The organism is Nostoc sp. JL23, from assembly GCF_017115065.1.
GTDB classification, from domain to species: domain Bacteria; phylum Cyanobacteriota; class Cyanobacteriia; order Cyanobacteriales; family Nostocaceae; genus Nostoc; species Nostoc punctiforme_A.
Genome location: NZ_JABXKN010000153.1, coordinates 234,938 through 251,961, shown reverse-complemented (window position 1 = coordinate 251,961; position 17,024 = coordinate 234,938). Strand labels below are relative to the sequence as shown.

Genomic DNA, 17,024 nt, shown 5'->3' with positions numbered 1-17,024 from the left:
TTAAACGTGGCATCTAATAAAAATATTTATTTGGCAAATCACCCAATATTTACTGCTACAAGTGCAAAACATACCCTTGATGCGATCGCCAGTTTCCTAAACTAGATTAACAGCACAATCCCTTTAACACCTTTGCCAAATACTCATACTGCTCTAAAGTATTGTAAATCTGCGCCGAAATCCTTACCAACAGCCGAGGTTTTTCCTGCCACGGCATCACCTGCACTTGAATACCAAACTTATCAAACAACTCATCATGTATAGACATGAAATCACGGTTTTCCAAAGTCGTAGGCATTGGCACAACCGCCATTGAACCAATCATCTCCTTTGGACAAAGCGGCTGCACCTCCAGCGCTTCACAAAGTAGCCGTCTTCCCTGCAACACTAGCTGATGATTTTGCTGTCTCAATTCTGTCCATCCACCAGGTAGCAACGAACCCATAAAAGCGATCGCTTCCGGTACACACATATAAGCTGTAGGATCGTCTGTACCTGTCCAGTCAAATTCCAACTGAAAGCGGCTTTTATCAGTGCGTGGCGAATTTGTCCCGTGGCTAATTGTCAGAGGACGAATTTCTGACTGTTTATCTCGTCGCACATACAAAAATGCTGCTCCTTTGGGCGCACACAGCCATTTATGACAATTTCCACTGTAATAAGTTGCGCCAATCTCTCGCAAATCTAGAGAAATCATTCCAGGCGCATGTGCCCCATCGACCAATGTATCTACACCCCGTTGTTGCAACTCCTTCGCCAACTCTTGAATCGGGAAGATTAACCCTGTCTGGCTGGTAATATGATCCAAAAGTGCTAATCGGGTTTTTGCTGAAACTCGCTCAATTACTGCTGCTACTATTTGCTGTGGCGAGTCAATAGGAAAAGGAACTTTTGCTACTACCACCCGCGCACCAGTGCGACTGGCAATAAAATCAAGTGCATTGCGGCAAGCATTATATTCGTGGTTAGTTGTAAGTATTTCGTCCTCTGGTGAAAATGTCAGCGACCTTAACACCGAATTAACGCCAGTCGTTGCATTGGGGACAAATACCAAATCCTGCACATCAGCACTTACAAACGCCGCCAACTTACTTCTGGCATCGTCTAGCAGGGGTTCCCACTCTCTACCAAAAAAGCGCAAAGGTTCATGTTCTAGCTGCGATCGCAAACGTTGTTGAAATTCCAGCACTTGTTTAGGACAAGCACCAAAAGACCCATGATTCAGAAACGTCACAGTCGAGTCAAGCGACCATAAGTCTCTGATGGATAATCTAGAATCCAAAATTTAAAATCCAAAATTGATAAACTCCCCAGGCTGGATTCGAACCAGCGACCAATCGATTAACAGTCGATCGCTCTACCACTGAGCTACTGAGGACCACTCACGATTTATAATCTTAGGGCTAAAAATAGTATTTGGCAAGTACTTTCGCCAATATTTTTTTTAGAAACTTAATTTAGAGAATTTTTGCAGCCAAAATTGATTCAAGAACTTAAGCAGAGACTCTGAGATACTAAATATCTACTGTAATCCCATTCGTAATTCAGCCAGACGCTGCCGCGCTTTAGCATCAATGGCATTAGCTAAAAACCGACTCTTAGATTGTTTGCGCGTATGATATTTTTGTCGCATTCGGCAAACAGTGGTTTCCACTTCCCCACAGAGTTGCTGTGCTGACAACCATTCAGCCCCATATCCTTGGATCATCAACTGCTGTGCCCGATCTGATGTAGCAACAATCACACGCGAAATCAAAGATTGGGCTATTTGGTGGCGAAAAGAAGCGCAGGATTTTTCAATATAAGTATCTGCGGTTTGCCCAAAATCAGTGTAATAAACAGATAAAAGCTCAGTAATAATTTCTTTATTACTAGAGCTATTCTGATATTGAGCATCAAAAACTATCTGAGTTGTGTAACCTTGAAACGCACTATAACCAGTCATCGCTTCCACAAGTTCGCCCCGTGCAGCCTCTAGTCCAACGCTATCACGCGTTTTTTTAAGGCAAGGCCAAGCGCCTATGATATTGTAGCCGTCCACTAACAAAACGGCTTGGAGTAAGGAACGGGGCATGGTTTTTAATCACAATTTTCTAGAGTTAACAAAATTCATTCATAAGTTTTATAATAATTGATGCATAGTCTGTAACACTATGCTACACAGAATAAAAAATACGGCAGCCTCATAAAACTCAAACCTCAGATAGACGCACCAACTTAAAACGCGCCTTTGTTTAAAAGGCGCGTTGTAGTTCTTTTTCAGTAGTATTCAGGAGTGCTAAGTACAATGAATTTTACTTATTCACTCAGCACTCATTACTCAGCACTGGCTCAACGCCCCGCTATCACTAACAGCACTGAATTAAGAGGCTTCGCTGTGTACCTCCATTAGACGTTGTTTGAGACGTTCGGCCTCACCACTATCAACCAAAGAGCCTTTTTCTAGCAAGAAAGCGCCGTCACAGTAATTTAGCTCATCTAATCGATGTGTCACCCAAAGGGCTGTAATACCTCGACTTTTGACAAGGCGGCGGACACCAGCAACTAAATCCAACTGGCTATCTGGATCTAGTAAGGCAGTGGGTTCATCTAATAATAGAACTTCACAGCGACGGGCGATCGCACCTGCGATCGCGACTCGCTGTTTTTGTCCCCCAGAGAGTGCATAGATAGGGCGTCGTTGCAAAGTAAGCAAATTCACCGCTCCAAGCGCCTCCTCAACCCTAGCTCTGGTAGCAGCAGGTGGCAACTTTTCTTCCACCAATCCAAAAGCCACATCAGCACCAACTGTTGGCATCACCAGTTGATGATCTGGATTTTGGAAGACAAAGCCAACGGGTTGCAAAAGCCGAATTTCGCCAGATTCAGGAGCTAATAACCCCGCCAGCAGTCTCAGTAAAGTAGATTTTCCACTGCCATTTGTACCCAAGAGCATCCAAAACTCACCCTTGGGTACTTCTAAAGAGCAAGATTTGATAACTTTCTCTCCATTAGGCCAACTGAAATTTAAATCCTTGACCTGAATGCCCACTTGAGCCATTTGTCAACCTTGGTTACTCAGCAGCTACAGCGAAAAAGCCAGGTGGTCTGCCGCCACCAGGGGTTGTACCATCTTTCTGAACAATCTGCACCCCAGAAATTTCACTAGCGCGGACAGCAATTTTTTTCTCTGTCTTGCCTTCGCACTTGAGTTCTACAATGTCAGGGTTCCCAGAACGGATTGCTGCCAAAATTAGCTGATAGACAGCCTCAGCATCCTCTGCTGACTTACGTTGTACTGAGATTGGGAAAGCAGTGTTTCTGATGCTTAAATCGATGGTAAACATTTAGCAATAATCAAATTTAACTGTGGACTCATTTTAGCGTCAGCTGACTGATTCTAGGGAAATGGGTATTGGAAGAGGCAGAGGGGCAGGGTGCAGGGAGCAAGGGGGAGAATTCAAATTACCTCTTTCGCCTCTTGCTCCCCTGCTTTATCTACCTCGTCTGAATCAAAAATTAATTTTTATGACAAAACCCCTAGAAAAATTAGCGATTTACACCTAATATTATTAAAGGTGTGTAAAAAATTGTAAACTTGGTTAACAACCTGGTTAACTTTCTGCTTATGGAAGGCTTTTATATGGCCGTCTATAATACAGATACAACCTGTACTTATAAACATTTGGAGATTTGCTCTAATGACCATCGCAGTTGGACGTGCCCCTAGTAGAGGGTGGTTTGACGTTCTCGACGACTGGCTCAAGCGCGATCGCTTCGTATTCGTAGGTTGGTCAGGGATACTATTATTCCCCTGCGCCTTCCTAGCACTAGGCGGTTGGCTGACCGGCACCACCTTCGTCACCTCTTGGTACACCCACGGATTAGCCTCCTCCTACTTAGAAGGTGCTAACTTCCTGACAGTGGCAGTATCCACCCCCGCCGACAGCATGGGACATTCCCTATTGCTGTTGTGGGGACCAGAAGCCCAAGGCGACCTCACCCGTTGGTTCCAACTGGGTGGTTTGTGGCCATTCGTTGCCCTACACGGAGCCTTCGGTTTGATTGGCTTCATGTTGCGGCAATTTGAAATTGCGCGTCTAGTAGGGATACGTCCTTACAACGCCCTCGCCTTCTCCGCTCCGATTGCAGTATTCGTCAGCGTATTCCTGATGTACCCCTTGGGACAATCAAGCTGGTTCTTTGCACCCAGCTTTGGCGTCGCAGCAATTTTCCGATTCCTACTATTCCTGCAAGGCTTCCATAACTGGACACTCAACCCCTTCCACATGATGGGTGTTGCGGGTGTATTGGGTGGTGCTTTATTGTGCGCCATTCATGGTGCGACAGTAGAAAACACCTTGTTTGAAGATGGTGATGGTGCTAACACCTTCCGCGCCTTCAATCCAACTCAGTCGGAAGAAACCTACTCAATGGTGACGGCAAACCGTTTCTGGTCACAGATTTTCGGGATTGCTTTCTCCAACAAGCGCTGGTTGCACTTCTTTATGTTGTTCGTGCCAGTCACAGGCTTGTGGATGAGCGCCGTCGGCATCGTCGGTTTAGCACTCAACCTACGAGCTTATGATTTCGTTTCCCAAGAATTGCGGGCGGCGGAAGACCCTGAGTTTGAAACCTTCTATACCAAAAACATTTTGCTGAACGAGGGTATCCGCGCTTGGATGGCTCCTCAAGATCAACCCCACGAACAATTTGTATTCCCTGAAGAAGTTCTACCTCGCGGTAACGCTCTCTAAGAATTCAAATTTGACCATGACCTGAATTAGGGTTGTGCTTGGCGAAAATTGACACACCCAGACAAAATAATCTCCTTGTAATCAGCCAATAAAGTATCAATTTTCACTATCATCCAGTAGTCTCCCATCAAAGAGGTGGGAGATTTTTTCTATATATGGTTAATATCTCTAAATTTATATGTTATGTTAGGTAAAGGTTATGAACCCAGAGTAAATCCTCTGCCCTTTTGAAACTAAGACCGCTTAGGCAATAAGGAGGTGATGCCCATGATAGAAAGTAGTAAATGCATGGGTCATCAGGTTGCAGTTAGCCGGCTGCGCGCCGGGGCTGTTCTCTAAAAGTTAGCCTTAGTCATCTTTGAGATACTAAGTTAGCTCAAGTAGCTAGGCAAGCTCGGAGTTCCTTCCGGCAGTCTGGTTGCAACCTGAAGACCCGCTAGACCGCTCTGACTTAGATCATCCGATCTAAATCAGGGCGGATAGTTTTTTATAGGTAATTTTTGTTTTATTAATGCTTACTTTTATAAAGATAGATAGCGATGGCTGCCACGAAGAAAGGCAACCTATTTAAGTTTTCTTAAAAAACATCATAAATATCTTGCGTTAAACCTTGGGGTATGACCAAACGTGAGAAATAGCGTCTATCTGCCAAGTTTGATTTAAATCTAGACATACGTATTGTGGCTTAAATTTATCCTCCCATACTTTCTGTGTGGAGAATAAAAGGGGTTTGCCTTTGTCAGATGCAAAATGTTGTAACAAATATATAAGTAGGAATTTCTTGATATGCCACAACTACTCACCGAAGCGGAAATTCAAAAACAGGCAAAGGTTTTGTCAGATTGGACTGTTAAAGACTCCAAGTTGCAAATTACCCGCACATTTAAAGATTTTATTGAAGCAATTGAGTTTGTCAATAAACTAGTTGAGCCGGCTGAATCAGCCGGACATCATCCAGATATAGAGATTTCCTACAATAAAGTGAAGATTACACTTACAACACATGATGCAGGCGGATTGACCCAGCTAGACTTTGATGTAGCACGGGTGATTTCCCAGATCAACTAGCTGATTTCTTCTAACATCTTGTGCCAGACTACAGGAAGTCACTGCGATATACAGTTTGTATAGCCGAACCAGTGTGTTCTAACTGGCGTGAGATTTATACGAGGGGTAAGTGAAAGAAGCAATTTTTGATGGCAAACGGCTAAGTGTCTAAAGCTTTCAGCAATTTAGCCTGCGTAGAGAGCGAATGACCCAAACCCTACTCCCTACTTAGATATTTAGATAAGTATGTGTGACAGTTATTAAGGCGATCGCTGCAATCTTGCCATCTAGATCAGATGTTTTATAATGTTATGATATAAAGATATGTTTTTGCATAAGTTAATCACATAAGTTTTTAACCCCAAGTTAATTGTTTATTTAGCTTTGCAAAAACTAAAATTGTAGTAGTGCCAACTATGCCTCATCCATAGGTTTCAATGAGATGTCGCATTTTCGAGAATTAGGTGTAACGAAACCAATTATCTAAACAAGGTGTGAGGAGTAAAGTGAAGATGTCTAATCTATTATGGAAATCCTTAGTGGTTAGCCCAGCAGTTTTGGGAGCAACATTGTTAGTTTCGGCAACAGCAATGGCGGCCCCAAACCCAACCACACAAGTATCAGCAGCCAAACAACTAGGTGTAACCGAAGTTGCCCAACAGCCAGAAATATTGGCTCAAACAACCATAGATCAAGTTAATCGCTACAGCAACGAAGGCAACCAAGGTAATTCTCAGTCTCAAGTAACATCGGTTTCTCAATTTTCCGATGTACAACCTACTGACTGGGCATTCCAAGCATTGCAGTCCTTGGTTGAGCGCTATGGTTGTATTGCAGGTTATCCAAATGCGACTTATCGCGGTAATCGTGCTTTGACCCGTTATGAATTTGCCGCTGGTTTAAATGCCTGTTTGGATCGGGTTAACGAATTGATTGCCACAGCAACAGCTGACTTGGTGACAAAACAAGATTTAGCTACGTTACAACGGTTACAAGAAGAATTTTCCGCAGAATTGGCAACCCTACGCGGTCGCGTAGATTCCTTAGAAGCGCGGACTGCTGAATTGGAAGCGAATCAGTTCTCCACCACCACAAAACTAGTCGGTGAAGCAATTTTTGCAGTTACTGATGTGTTTGGTGGTAACACTGGTGATAACAACAATACTGTCTTCCAAGATCGGGTACGTTTGGACTTGCAAACCAGCTTCACTGGTAGAGACGTTTTACATACCCGTCTGGCAGCTGGTAACGCAACAGCCTTTACACAATTTGACAACGCTAATAATCCCATCGGTACTGCTGAAGGCACACAAACCTTTGAAATTGGTAGCAGTGGTAACAATGCTGTAAGGATAGACCGTTTGACCTATGAAGCTCCTATAGGTCCAGCCCAAGTTTATCTCGCAGCTAGTGGTGGACGACACAGCCATTATGCTGCTGTCAATAACCCTTACTTTTTTGACAACACTGACGGCGGTAACGGCGCTTTATCTACCTTTGCTACTGAAAGTCCCATCTATCGGATTGGTGGCGGTGCAGGTATAGCGCTCAATCTGCCCCTTGGTAAAGGTGGCGGTCTTTTAGGAAATAGCTCAATCACTGCGGGTTACTTGGCATCACAAGCTAACGATCCTACTCTTAGTTCAGGTCTGACCAACGGCGACTATGCCGCTTTAGGACAGTTGAACTTTAGTGTAGGCGATCGCGTGGCTGTAGCTGCTACCTACGTCCACGGATATAGCGCTAGTGGTGCTTTATTCGACTCTGGTACAGACGGAAATACTGGAGGTTTTGATGTCGGTACTGGACAAGCTAACTTTTTAGGTAATGCAGGAGGTGTAACCCCATCTAGCAGCAACTCCTACGGTGTGTCGGCTGCGTTTAGACCCAGCGACAAACTGTCCATTAGTGGCTTCGTCTCTTACCATGACGTAACAGGTGTCGGTGCAGGTGATGATTATGAAGCTTGGAGCTACGGTGTAGGCGTAGCCTTACCTGATTTCGGTAAAAAGGGTAACGTTTTAGGTGTTTTTGCTGGTGCAGAACCCTATTCCTTTAACCGCCCAGGTTTTGGTGGCAACAATGATATACCCTACCACTTTGAAGGTTTCTACAAGTATCGTGTGTCGGATAACATCTCTGTAACCCCTGGTGTAATCTGGTTGACCTCTCCTGGTCAAAACAGCGATAACGATGATGCTATTATCGGTACACTCAGAACTACTTTCACCTTCTAGAGTGTTGATTATCCAGTGACAATTTTGAACTCTATTTCTCCCCGCCATTAGGCGGGGTTTTTTGTTTTCAGTAGCAGCAATGGATAATCCCCAGTAATTAACCGGAGTATACTAGAAAAGTTAGGAGTTGTGAGTTAGAAGTTATGAGTTATGGCGGGTTTTATATGAATAGCTCAGAGTAGGGTGGTCATTGTAATACCCACTCTATAAGTAACTTACGCCGTGAGCAACTTTTTCTGAGGGAACTTTTCTAATAGAGGTTAATTGAATAACTCTTAACTCCTAACTCTTAACTCTTAACTCTTAATTACCTAATCCCTAACTTATTGCTGCTTGTGGAACTATCCTGTAAATCGGAATACGCAATTCTCGCCTTATTAGAGATGGCCGCTCATTACGAAAGCGGCGACCCACTGCAAATTCGACAAATTGCAGCACAACAAAACATACCCGATCGCTATCTGGAACAGCTACTAGCAACTTTGAGGCGTGGCGGTATAGTTAAAAGTCAGCGTGGGTCAAAAGGTGGCTATCTGTTAACGCGAGAACCCCGAAAAATCATCCTTTTTGAGATTTTGGAATGTTTAGAAGGCTTAGAGGCGCGGGCTGGTGAAGAAAACGTTAATTCCAAAAGTATAGACAGTTCAGTTATAGAAGAAATTTGGCAAGAAGCAAGCCGCGCGGCAAATTCAGTCTTGCAAAAATATACGCTCCAGGATCTTTGTGAAAAACGAGATTCGCTGCGGCAATTAGATATCATGTACTACATTTAGTCAAGAGTCATTTGTCATTTGTTGATGACTAATGACCAATAACAAATAATTAATAATTAAGGACTAATTTATGCGAATAGCTCGTAACATTACAGAACTGGTTGGTCGTACTCCTTTAGTGCAGTTGAACCGCATTCCTCAAACAGAAGGATGTGTTGCAGAAATTGTGGTGAAACTGGAAAGTATGAACCCATCGGCATCAGTCAAAGACCGGATTGGGGTAAGTATGATTAATGCCGCAGAGGAGGAAGGGCTAATTACTCCTGGGAAGACAGTATTGGTAGAACCCACTTCTGGAAACACCGGCATTGCCCTAGCGATGGCAGCAGCAGCTAAGGGTTATCGATTAATTTTGACAATGCCAGAGACGATGAGTGGAGAGCGTCGGGCAATGTTGCGAGCATACGGAGCAGAACTGGAACTAACACCAGGAATGGAAGGCATGAGTGGGGCAATTCAACGAGCGCAGCAAATAGTTAATACTACACCAAGTACCTATATGTTGCAGCAGTTCCGCAATCCAGCTAATGCAAAAATGCATCGGGAAACTACAGCCTTGGAAATCTGGGAAGATACCGATGGACAAGTAGATATCATTGTGGCGGGAGTGGGTACAGGTGGTACGATCACTGGTGTAGCAGAAGTAATTAAAGCACGCAAGCCTAGTTCTAAAGCGATCGCAGTTGAACCTGCCAATAGCCCAGTTTTATCTGGGGGACGACCAGGGCCCCACAAAATCCAGGGAATTGGTGCTGGGTTTATTCCTCAAGTACTCAAGATAAAATTGATTGATGAAGTGATTACCGTCACCGATGAAGAAGCGATCGCTTATAGTCGGCGTTTGGCAAAAGAAGAAGGACTACTATCTGGCATTTCCAGTGGAGCAGCTTTATGTGCAGCAATTCGCGTTGCCCAACGTCAAGAAAATAAGGGACGTTTAATTGTGATGATTCAGCCTAGCTTTGGTGAAAGGTATTTGAGTACACCGTTGTTCCAAGACCTGGAGGCAAGGTTAGCCACTAGCGTCAGTTAACGATACATTGAATTAATGGTCAATTCTAAGCACGTTTCTAACCATTACGAAACTCTCAAAGTTAGTCCAAGTGCAAGCCTTGCGGAGATTAAGCAAGCTTATCGCCGCTTGGTTAAGTTGTTTCATCCTGACAGTAATCAGGAAACAGCCGATCGCGAGCAAATTATCCGCATCAATGCAGCTTATGAAGTTTTAGGCGATAACCAAAATCGCCGCAATTATGACCAAGAACTGCAAGATGACTCCCAAAAATTAAATAGCGATCGCCAACAGCGTACAGCATCAGCACAAAACCATTACCAGGCAAGACGAAAAACTGGACGGGATGTTGACGAGCAAGTTGAAGAATGGCTGCGTCAAGTTTACCAACCAGTAAATCACTTGCTTTGTACGATTCTTTATTCTTTAGAAGAACAAATGGAGCAATTAGCTGCCGATCCCTTTGATGACGAGTTGTTAGATGAATTTCAAGAATACTTAAAAACCTGTCGAGATGACCTCAAGCAGGCACAAACTACTTTTCGCTCTCTGCCAAATCCCCCTAGTCTCGCAAGAACAGCGGCTCACCTTTACTACAGCCTCGATCAAGTAGCAGATGGACTCGATGAATTAGGTTATTTTCCTTTGAACTACGATGAGCGTTATTTACACACAGGTCATGAACTATTCCGCATAGCTACGAGATTGCACTGTGAAGCACAAGCTTCTGTTACATAATTATTGGCATTGAGCATGGGGCATTGGGCATTGGGCATGGGTAAATTGCGCTAGATGACTAAGGACGAATGACTAATGACTAAGAAATTAGTTTATGCTGGAAACAGAAAAAGGTTAAGAAATTTTAAATTCTGCTCATAGTGTACTCATGCCATGTATTGTTAATCGCCGCGCCCAGTTTTCAGCAAGTCATCGTTATTGGTTGCCAGAACTGAGTGAAGCCGAGAATATTGAGAAATTTGGTGCTGGTACTAGATTTCCAGGGCACGGACATAACTATGTCTTATTTATCTCCCTAGCTGGGGAATTGGATGAATATGGCATGGTGTTGAACTTGTCTGATGTGAAACACGTAATTAAACGGGAAGTTACCAGTCAATTGGACTTCTCTTATCTCAATGATGTGTGGGCAGAATTTGAACAAACTCTGCCTACCACTGAGAATATTGCACGGATTATCTGGCAGCGCCTAGCACCTCATTTGCCTCTAGTCCGTGTGCAGTTATTTGAACATCCTGAACTTTGGGCAGATTATATGGGAAACGCAATGGAAGCCTACCTCACCATCAGTACTCACTTTAGCGCCGCCCATCGGCTAGCTCATCCTAACCTCAGTAACGAAGAAAACACTGAGATTTATGGTAAGTGCGCTCGTCCTAACGGTCACGGACACAACTACCATCTAGAAGTCACTGTCAAAGGTAAAATTGACCCACGTACTGGCATGATTATTGATTTAGGTGCCCTGAATCAAGTGGTAGAAGATTATGTGTTGGAGCCATTCGATCACACATTTTTAAACAAAGATATTCCCTACTTTGCCGAAGTTGTACCTACTGCTGAAAATATCGCACTTTACATTAGTAATTTAGTGCGATCGCCTATTGAGGAATTGGGAGCTAAACTTTACAAAGTGAAACTGATTGAAAGTCCCAATAACTCCTGTGAAATCTACTGTACGGAGTCTGAATCAGATTCAGCCAGTGCAGCCGTGAATCAGCCAGTATTCGCAGTGATTTAGGTAATTGTAAATTTAGGCATAGGACATAGGGAATTTATCTCATCCCAATGCCCAATGCCCAATGCCCAACTAAAAAAGTTTACTCACTAAGCAGTTAAAACCAGGTAGCAAAGGACTTGTCAATTCATCTTGACTAAATAAAGTAGCTGCTAACTTTAATACAGCCTGTTCGCGTCGATAAACCTCAACTTTCTTTTGTACAGAATCGCAAATCCAATATTCCTGAACCCCTTGCACCGAGTACAGCTTTAGCTTTGTTTCCCTGTCACGTTTCTCGTTTTTTTCGCCAGGTGACAAAACCTCTACTACTAATTCCGGTGCGCCCGTGAGATGTCCAACTTCATCTAGTAAGTTTTTTAAGCGTTCATGACTTGCCCATACCACATCAGGGATCACATTGTCAGAATCTGAGAAAATAATTCCAGGTGCGATCGCAGCTTTACCTAAACCAGTTTCATCTGACCAATTGTTAAGAACTGTAACAATCCTGCCGCAGCTCGTTTGATGATCCCAACTAGGTGATTTAGTCACAAATAGTTCTCCATCAATAATCTCATAGCGATTTCTGCGATCGCTAGCAAATAGCTCTAGATCAGCAGTGGTCCAACGCACTGGAGTTGTTTGCATAGAAACCCCCTAGCCTTTTCCTAAATCATATTTTAAAAATACCGACGATGGGCGGAATGTCGCAAATAGCGATAAATGCCCCACGCTAAAACTCCAAAAAAGAGATTTAGTAAAAAACGACTAAATATAAACCACAAAATATAAGTGTCAAAAAACTTTGACGGACTCAAAGGACTAATTTTCCTAACTAAGAGAAACAGCCCAAAAATAGCATTTCCACCCAGCACGAGGGCAAACAGCACTAAACTCCTCTGCCAGTAACGGCGCTGGATTGTACGGTCTGAAATCAAGGTAATTACAGGTTTACCTTGCACTTTTCGCAGTAATTGTTCCAGCCGCCAAAACATCCACAACAGAAACGGAAATAAACCGTAACTTAAAAAAAGTAAGGGTAATGAATAACCCCAAGCACTAGATAGGACATTAACTAGCGCATGACAGATGACAGAATTTAGCCAAGCCCTAAAAATAAACTTTTTATCTCGATTTAAACGATTTTTAGAGGAGATATAGGTTCCTAATGCATATCCCCAAGGCGCAGAGAACATAGCATGGACTGGCGTGCCGATAGTACGTTCAAAAACTGATGCTGTACCGTGAAAAAAGTAAATCCAGTTCTCTTCAGCAGTGAATCCAAGGGAAACGGCGATCGCGAATAGGAAAACGCTAGAGTGAAGTAATCGATACTTGCGTTGCAGATAGTAAGTTGGGATAACAACCGCAGCCAACTTGCAGCCTTCTTCAATTGGGCCTATTTCCACAAGTTGCCGTAAGGCTGTACCAAGAAGCGTAGATGCGAAGCAGCTTGTCGCCAGACATCGCTTAATCTGATGCCAGTCTACGAAAGAGTTCGCTACAATTTCAAAATCCCATTCAAGTTTAAGGGCTAAAAAACCAGATATTGCCCCAATGATAAAGAACATCAGTAACTTTAACAGAGGTGGGGCAAATGGCATCCGACAGTAGTAGTAGCCTAGCAGCAGCAAGGGTGGTATTGCTGCCCACAACAGTAGAGATAAATCAACCACTCACCTGAGCAATTACTGTGCGGTGACGGTGGGTATTGTTGGTAATAGTGGGAGTTTGGAAACCCGCTTCAACAATAGCTTGCTCAATGTCCAAAGCAAAATATTCATCTAAATACGGTTCAGTACTTTTGAGCAAAGTCAAAATGTAGGCTGGCATTTTCTTGTAAACTTCAGATTTGGGATTCATATCCATGATTGCCAAGTAGCCACCCGGACGCAAAACGCGCCGCACTTCAGCTAAAATCTGTCGGGTTGCTGATTGGGGTAATTCGTGGCACATCAGGAAAATGGAAACTAAATCAAACGAGGCATCAGGTAGCCCGGTAGATTCAGCTGGGGCATGAAGCCAGTTAATTTTAGCTTGACGTTGTTGGGCGCGGTAATTGGCAACAGCTAAAAAATAGGGAGATAAGTCTAAGCCTGTAATTTTGGCATGAGGATAAATTTCTTGCATGGTAAATGTACTCAAACCCACACCACAGGCCAAATCTAAGATGTCTTGGGGTTGATTGAGGATTTGCGCTTTGAGGATATCATGGTAACTTTGGCGCAGTTTAGCATCTCCTTCTGCTCCAGCATCTTGCCAAATTCCAGCATGGACAGTACGAGCAGCAACTTCTAACTCGCAAGCAGCTTTCCAACTGAGGTTTCCACCTTCATAGGCATGGAATGACCGCAAATAGTATTCTGGGTAGGAAAGCTGAGGATTTTGTACTTGAGCTAGATCGTCTTTCCAATCAAGCGCTTGTAACGTTTCGACTTCTTGCGTCCAAGGCACACCAATTCTCTCGGCACGTTTAATCATCATTTGTCTAGCTTGATGCTTGGCTAGGTTAGCTAAAGGCTGGATTGCCAGTATGCCATTTACCAAGCGGGAAGCTAAACCAGGATTAGTGTTTACAGCAGCAGTCATAAATTAGTTTGCATTTAACAGCCTTTTCTACTTATGACATAGTTGCTGGAGGTCAGTCTAGATGCAAATTGAAAAACATTCTGGGGAATGGAGAGTGAAGAAGGGAATAGGTTACAGGTTATAGGGTAGAGGGTAAAGGTTATTCTCTATCATCTGTAACCTAAAACAGTTTCCCCATCTCGCATCCAAAAGATTATTCCCTATCACCTGTAACCTGTCACCTAATCCCCATGCCCCATTCCCTATTTTGCAGTAGGCTTGAGAGCTAACAACACCTCTAATTCACTGGTGGATTTATCTGGGCTAATAGCGGTAAAACCAAGACCACGAATGGAATTTAGGATGGTGATAGTATCGGCGTTAGATGATACAAAACTATTGATCAGGGGCACAGTTTTAGTTTTATCCATATCCAGGTAGAAATAGCCGCCGTTAGGCTTTTGCAAAGAACCAGTCACAGCTTTGAAGGCGTCGCTAGTGTCGAGAGATGGATTTTTGCGATCGCTAACTGCGTCAGCAATGGGACCACCAATAGCTACAAATACAGTATCTTGATCCAGCCAACCATGTGCCAATAAAGCTCCTTGTCGGGGAATTTGCCATTCAGTTACGTTTTTACCACCGATATTTCTGTTAGCGATGTTGATTTGTTGGGTTTTGGCAAGGGTATCCAATTTTGTTAAGGTAGCTTCGGCAGTTTTGCGATCGCTAGTATCAAATACTAAAGCACCTCCAAAACCAACACTCGCTAATACCCCTTGATTTGATGGAATCGCACCAAAACCAAATTCCCCATTCATCCAGCCAAAAATATCCTTATCTAGGTCTATATTGACAGATTTCAGTTGTCCTCGCGCTTGTTCCAGAGCTTGCTTCATTTCTGGATAATCTTTTGACTGTTCTACTAGCACTTCCCAGCCACGGCTGATGCCGTTTCCGCTAATCAGAGCAAAGGTATCAGCAGGAAATTGCCCGACTATATTCCCAGGACTTGATTGATACTGAAATTTATTTAATTGCGGATCTAAATTAGCGATCGCTTTTACCCGCACTCCCGCATCATCAACACCAACACCCGCTACCACAGATTTTATCTGCTTCAGTTGTGTCAGGGTTTGTGGGGGTAACTGCTTTGCCTGCGGATTTCCAGCAGTTAATTGCTGTATCATTTCGGCATAGTCTGGTACATAAATTTGGGCGAGGCTGTTTTTAACATCCACTCCTTTAAGAATGCTGCTGGCACCTTCTTTACTGGCGAAAGAAGACTGTCCCTTAAAGGTATCAATTGCTTTTTCTACAGCTTGCTTTTCGGGGGCTAATACCAACTGACTATCATTTAAAACTACGCTATACGTCGGCTTGCCATTTTGTGTAGTTTCGATAATTTTTTGACCTTGATAGTCAGATTCCTGTAATTTCACCCCTTTTTGTGACTTCAATTTGTTTGCAAAATTTAACGCGCTGAGTTTGTCCTTGATTCCCACCACGATCAAGATATTCGATTCCTGCTGTAGATTTGTTGGTACATTAGGTGCCCCAGAGGGTACTTTTAACTGTGCCGGTTTTACAGGATTTGGTGGCAGTACAGCAATCATCACACTACCAGCCCAAGGCTTTATGTCTTTTTCATAAGAAACGTTACTGTCACTGAAAATTTGCTTATTGAAATCTTCCAGACCTTTTGCCACTAACTTTTGTGCTTCTGGAGTGCCAAACTGCTGTAATTTTGCCCAGGCTTCAGAGTCAGTAGTAATGTAAGTTGCCATCAGTGCTGTTGAAGGTACTACTTTAGCACTGCCTAGAGCGTCTGAACTACCTCCTGGTGAGCCTTTGAAGTACATATAAGCCGCTATACTTCCGACGACAACGACAGCAGCACCAACAGCAGGAATGAGAAATTTTGATTTACTTTCAGGCATTTTGTTATCCTCTTTTGCTCAGATTGTCACCGAGATTTATACAAGTGTCACTGTAGAGTTTTCGGATTTATAATATTTCCGCTAATCCATCGCTAGACTAACCCATGACAAAAGGATTCAGCAGCACGCTGATTGACAAGCTGCACATCTACCTCCTACTCAAAGAAAATTGTAGGACCGGCCCTTTCAAGGTGACTCGTAAAATCTCTGTTTTTCTCTCTGCGCTCTCTGTGCCTCTGCGGTTTAAAAGTAATTTATTTAACCACAGAGACGCAGAGAACACAGAGTTAAGAGATTAAAGAGGAATTTTTTTGAGCAAAATTTTTACTCACCTTGAAAGGGCTAGTTCTAAATTGTTGCTTTTGACATCCATGATGAATCGGATATTAATAATAAAAATTCTCAGTTAACTGTCATGTCTCAATCAGCAAACATCCAACTTAAAAGTGATTTTTCACTATAAATGGGTTTTTGCAAATTAAATACATAGCAATCCTATCTGATTTGTAAAAATTGCAAAGCTGAGATTCCCGACTTCTCTAAAAAGTTGAGAATCTGATTGTTTACGAATGATTTCAGATTGCTATAGCACTTGGATCTCCCAGTCCATCTATACAGCAAACAAGCTAGCGATCGCCCGCCGATTTGTTAAAGAAGTTAAGAAGAATTTGGGAAGCGCAAAATCAATCTACAAGCGTACTCTCTGAGCGACTTTTACAGGTACTCGCCAGTATGAGAGTTTTTACGGAGACAAAAATCGATTATTTTACTCTTACACAACTGGTACCCTGCATTTAGTTTCAACTCCAGTTGGTATTTACTGATAAAATTAGTAATCCTATAAATTAGCGGTCTAAAATTACTCTCAAAAATACTTCAATCAGATGAGGAGCGAATTTGCAAATGATATGCTGTTCATTTTAAACAAAGTAGCGTGTTTAGCAGCAAGCTATCCTAAGTTATAAAAATAATT

General features: G+C 43.1%; 15 protein-coding genes and 1 tRNA gene. 7 read left to right on the top strand and 9 right to left on the bottom strand.

The window, feature by feature from the left end; all coding sequences use genetic code 11:
- Window positions 1-106: 106 nt before the first annotated feature.
- The 5 genes from HWQ42_RS33865 to HWQ42_RS33845 form a co-directional block, all read right to left on the bottom strand.
- The gene (locus tag HWQ42_RS33865) at window positions 107-1,282 is read right to left on the bottom strand and encodes an aminotransferase class V-fold PLP-dependent enzyme (RefSeq protein WP_292820129.1); all 1,176 of its coding nucleotides are present in this window, start codon (window positions 1,280-1,282) and stop codon (window positions 107-109) included.
- Window positions 1,283-1,306: 24 nt separating this feature from the next.
- Window positions 1,307-1,378, bottom strand: a tRNA-Asn gene (locus tag HWQ42_RS33860).
- Window positions 1,379-1,522: 144 nt separating this feature from the next.
- A complete protein-coding gene (locus HWQ42_RS33855) occupies window positions 1,523-2,074 on the bottom strand; it encodes an NYN domain-containing protein (protein WP_094352149.1) in 552 nt (183 codons plus the stop codon).
- Between the two features lie 288 nt (window positions 2,075-2,362).
- Window positions 2,363-3,040, bottom strand: a complete 678-nt coding sequence (locus HWQ42_RS33850; RefSeq protein ID WP_292820126.1) for an ABC transporter ATP-binding protein — start codon at window positions 3,038-3,040, stop codon at window positions 2,363-2,365.
- Between the two features lie 13 nt (window positions 3,041-3,053).
- Complete coding sequence (locus HWQ42_RS33845; RefSeq protein ID WP_012410874.1) at window positions 3,054-3,326, bottom strand: hypothetical protein; 273 nt, start codon at window positions 3,324-3,326, stop codon at window positions 3,054-3,056.
- Between the two features lie 354 nt (window positions 3,327-3,680).
- On the opposite strand from HWQ42_RS33845, the gene psbD reads away from it, so the two are divergent.
- The 7 genes from psbD (at window position 3,681) to HWQ42_RS33810 (ending at window position 11,564) form a co-directional block, all read left to right on the top strand.
- Window positions 3,681-4,736, top strand: a complete 1,056-nt coding sequence (gene psbD, locus HWQ42_RS33840; RefSeq protein WP_012409998.1) for a photosystem II D2 protein (photosystem q(a) protein) — start codon at window positions 3,681-3,683, stop codon at window positions 4,734-4,736.
- A 786-nt stretch (window positions 4,737-5,522) separates the two neighbouring features.
- Window positions 5,523-5,804, top strand: a complete 282-nt coding sequence (locus tag HWQ42_RS33835) for a 4a-hydroxytetrahydrobiopterin dehydratase (RefSeq protein WP_292820122.1) — start codon at window positions 5,523-5,525, stop codon at window positions 5,802-5,804.
- Window positions 5,805-6,295: 491 nt separating this feature from the next.
- Window positions 6,296-8,020: an iron uptake porin gene (locus HWQ42_RS33830; RefSeq protein WP_292820120.1), complete on the top strand. Its 1,725-nt coding sequence runs from the start codon at window positions 6,296-6,298 to the stop codon at window positions 8,018-8,020.
- A gap of 335 nt (window positions 8,021-8,355) precedes the next feature.
- The gene (locus tag HWQ42_RS33825) at window positions 8,356-8,793 is read left to right on the top strand and encodes an Rrf2 family transcriptional regulator (protein ID WP_292820117.1); all 438 of its coding nucleotides are present in this window, start codon (window positions 8,356-8,358) and stop codon (window positions 8,791-8,793) included.
- 70 nt (window positions 8,794-8,863) lie between these two features.
- Window positions 8,864-9,826, top strand: a complete 963-nt coding sequence (gene cysK, locus HWQ42_RS33820; protein ID WP_292820114.1) for a cysteine synthase A — start codon at window positions 8,864-8,866, stop codon at window positions 9,824-9,826.
- Window positions 9,827-9,841: 15 nt separating this feature from the next.
- Window positions 9,842-10,543 (top strand): J domain-containing protein, encoded by a 702-nt coding sequence (locus HWQ42_RS33815; protein ID WP_292820111.1) that lies wholly within the window; start codon window positions 9,842-9,844, stop codon window positions 10,541-10,543.
- Between the two features lie 148 nt (window positions 10,544-10,691).
- Entirely contained in the window at window positions 10,692-11,564 is an 873-nt protein-coding gene (locus HWQ42_RS33810; RefSeq protein ID WP_292820108.1) for a 6-carboxytetrahydropterin synthase, read from the top strand.
- A 69-nt stretch (window positions 11,565-11,633) separates the two neighbouring features.
- Here HWQ42_RS33810 and HWQ42_RS33805 read toward each other — a convergent pair whose 3' ends face one another.
- The 4 genes from HWQ42_RS33805 to HWQ42_RS33790 form a co-directional block, all read right to left on the bottom strand.
- Entirely contained in the window at window positions 11,634-12,191 is a 558-nt protein-coding gene (locus HWQ42_RS33805; RefSeq protein ID WP_292820105.1) for a Uma2 family endonuclease, read from the bottom strand.
- A gap of 32 nt (window positions 12,192-12,223) precedes the next feature.
- Window positions 12,224-13,219 carry a PrsW family glutamic-type intramembrane protease gene (locus tag HWQ42_RS33800; protein ID WP_292820103.1) on the bottom strand — a complete coding sequence of 332 codons (996 nt, stop codon included), beginning with the start codon at window positions 13,217-13,219 and terminating at the stop codon, window positions 12,224-12,226.
- Complete coding sequence (locus HWQ42_RS33795) at window positions 13,212-14,132, bottom strand: class I SAM-dependent methyltransferase (protein WP_292820100.1); 921 nt, start codon at window positions 14,130-14,132, stop codon at window positions 13,212-13,214. Before HWQ42_RS33795 ends, HWQ42_RS33800 begins: the two co-directional genes overlap by 8 nt.
- Window positions 14,133-14,374: 242 nt before the next feature.
- The gene (locus HWQ42_RS33790; RefSeq protein ID WP_292820097.1) at window positions 14,375-16,051 is read right to left on the bottom strand and encodes a DUF3352 domain-containing protein; all 1,677 of its coding nucleotides are present in this window, start codon (window positions 16,049-16,051) and stop codon (window positions 14,375-14,377) included.
- Window positions 16,052-17,024: the final 973 nt, after the last annotated feature.

Excerpts from the sequence above, each read along its gene's own strand:
- HWQ42_RS33855 (WP_094352149.1), bottom strand. The coding sequence starts at position 2,074 with ATGCCCCGTTCCTTACTCCAAGCCGTTTTGTTAGTGGACGGCTACAAT.
- HWQ42_RS33850 (WP_292820126.1), bottom strand. The coding sequence starts at position 3,040 with ATGGCTCAAGTGGGCATTCAGGTCAAGGATTTAAATTTCAGTTGGCCT.
- HWQ42_RS33845 (WP_012410874.1), bottom strand. The coding sequence starts at position 3,326 with ATGTTTACCATCGATTTAAGCATCAGAAACACTGCTTTCCCAATCTCA.
- psbD (WP_012409998.1), top strand. The coding sequence starts at position 3,681 with ATGACCATCGCAGTTGGACGTGCCCCTAGTAGAGGGTGGTTTGACGTT.
- HWQ42_RS33835 (WP_292820122.1), top strand. The coding sequence starts at position 5,523 with ATGCCACAACTACTCACCGAAGCGGAAATTCAAAAACAGGCAAAGGTT.
- HWQ42_RS33830 (WP_292820120.1), top strand. The coding sequence starts at position 6,296 with ATGTCTAATCTATTATGGAAATCCTTAGTGGTTAGCCCAGCAGTTTTG.
- cysK (WP_292820114.1), top strand. The coding sequence starts at position 8,864 with ATGCGAATAGCTCGTAACATTACAGAACTGGTTGGTCGTACTCCTTTA.
- HWQ42_RS33815 (WP_292820111.1), top strand. The coding sequence starts at position 9,842 with ATGGTCAATTCTAAGCACGTTTCTAACCATTACGAAACTCTCAAAGTT.
- HWQ42_RS33810 (WP_292820108.1), top strand. The coding sequence starts at position 10,692 with ATGCCATGTATTGTTAATCGCCGCGCCCAGTTTTCAGCAAGTCATCGT.
- HWQ42_RS33805 (WP_292820105.1), bottom strand. The coding sequence starts at position 12,191 with ATGCAAACAACTCCAGTGCGTTGGACCACTGCTGATCTAGAGCTATTT.
- HWQ42_RS33795 (WP_292820100.1), bottom strand. The coding sequence starts at position 14,132 with ATGACTGCTGCTGTAAACACTAATCCTGGTTTAGCTTCCCGCTTGGTA.
- HWQ42_RS33790 (WP_292820097.1), bottom strand. The coding sequence starts at position 16,051 with ATGCCTGAAAGTAAATCAAAATTTCTCATTCCTGCTGTTGGTGCTGCT.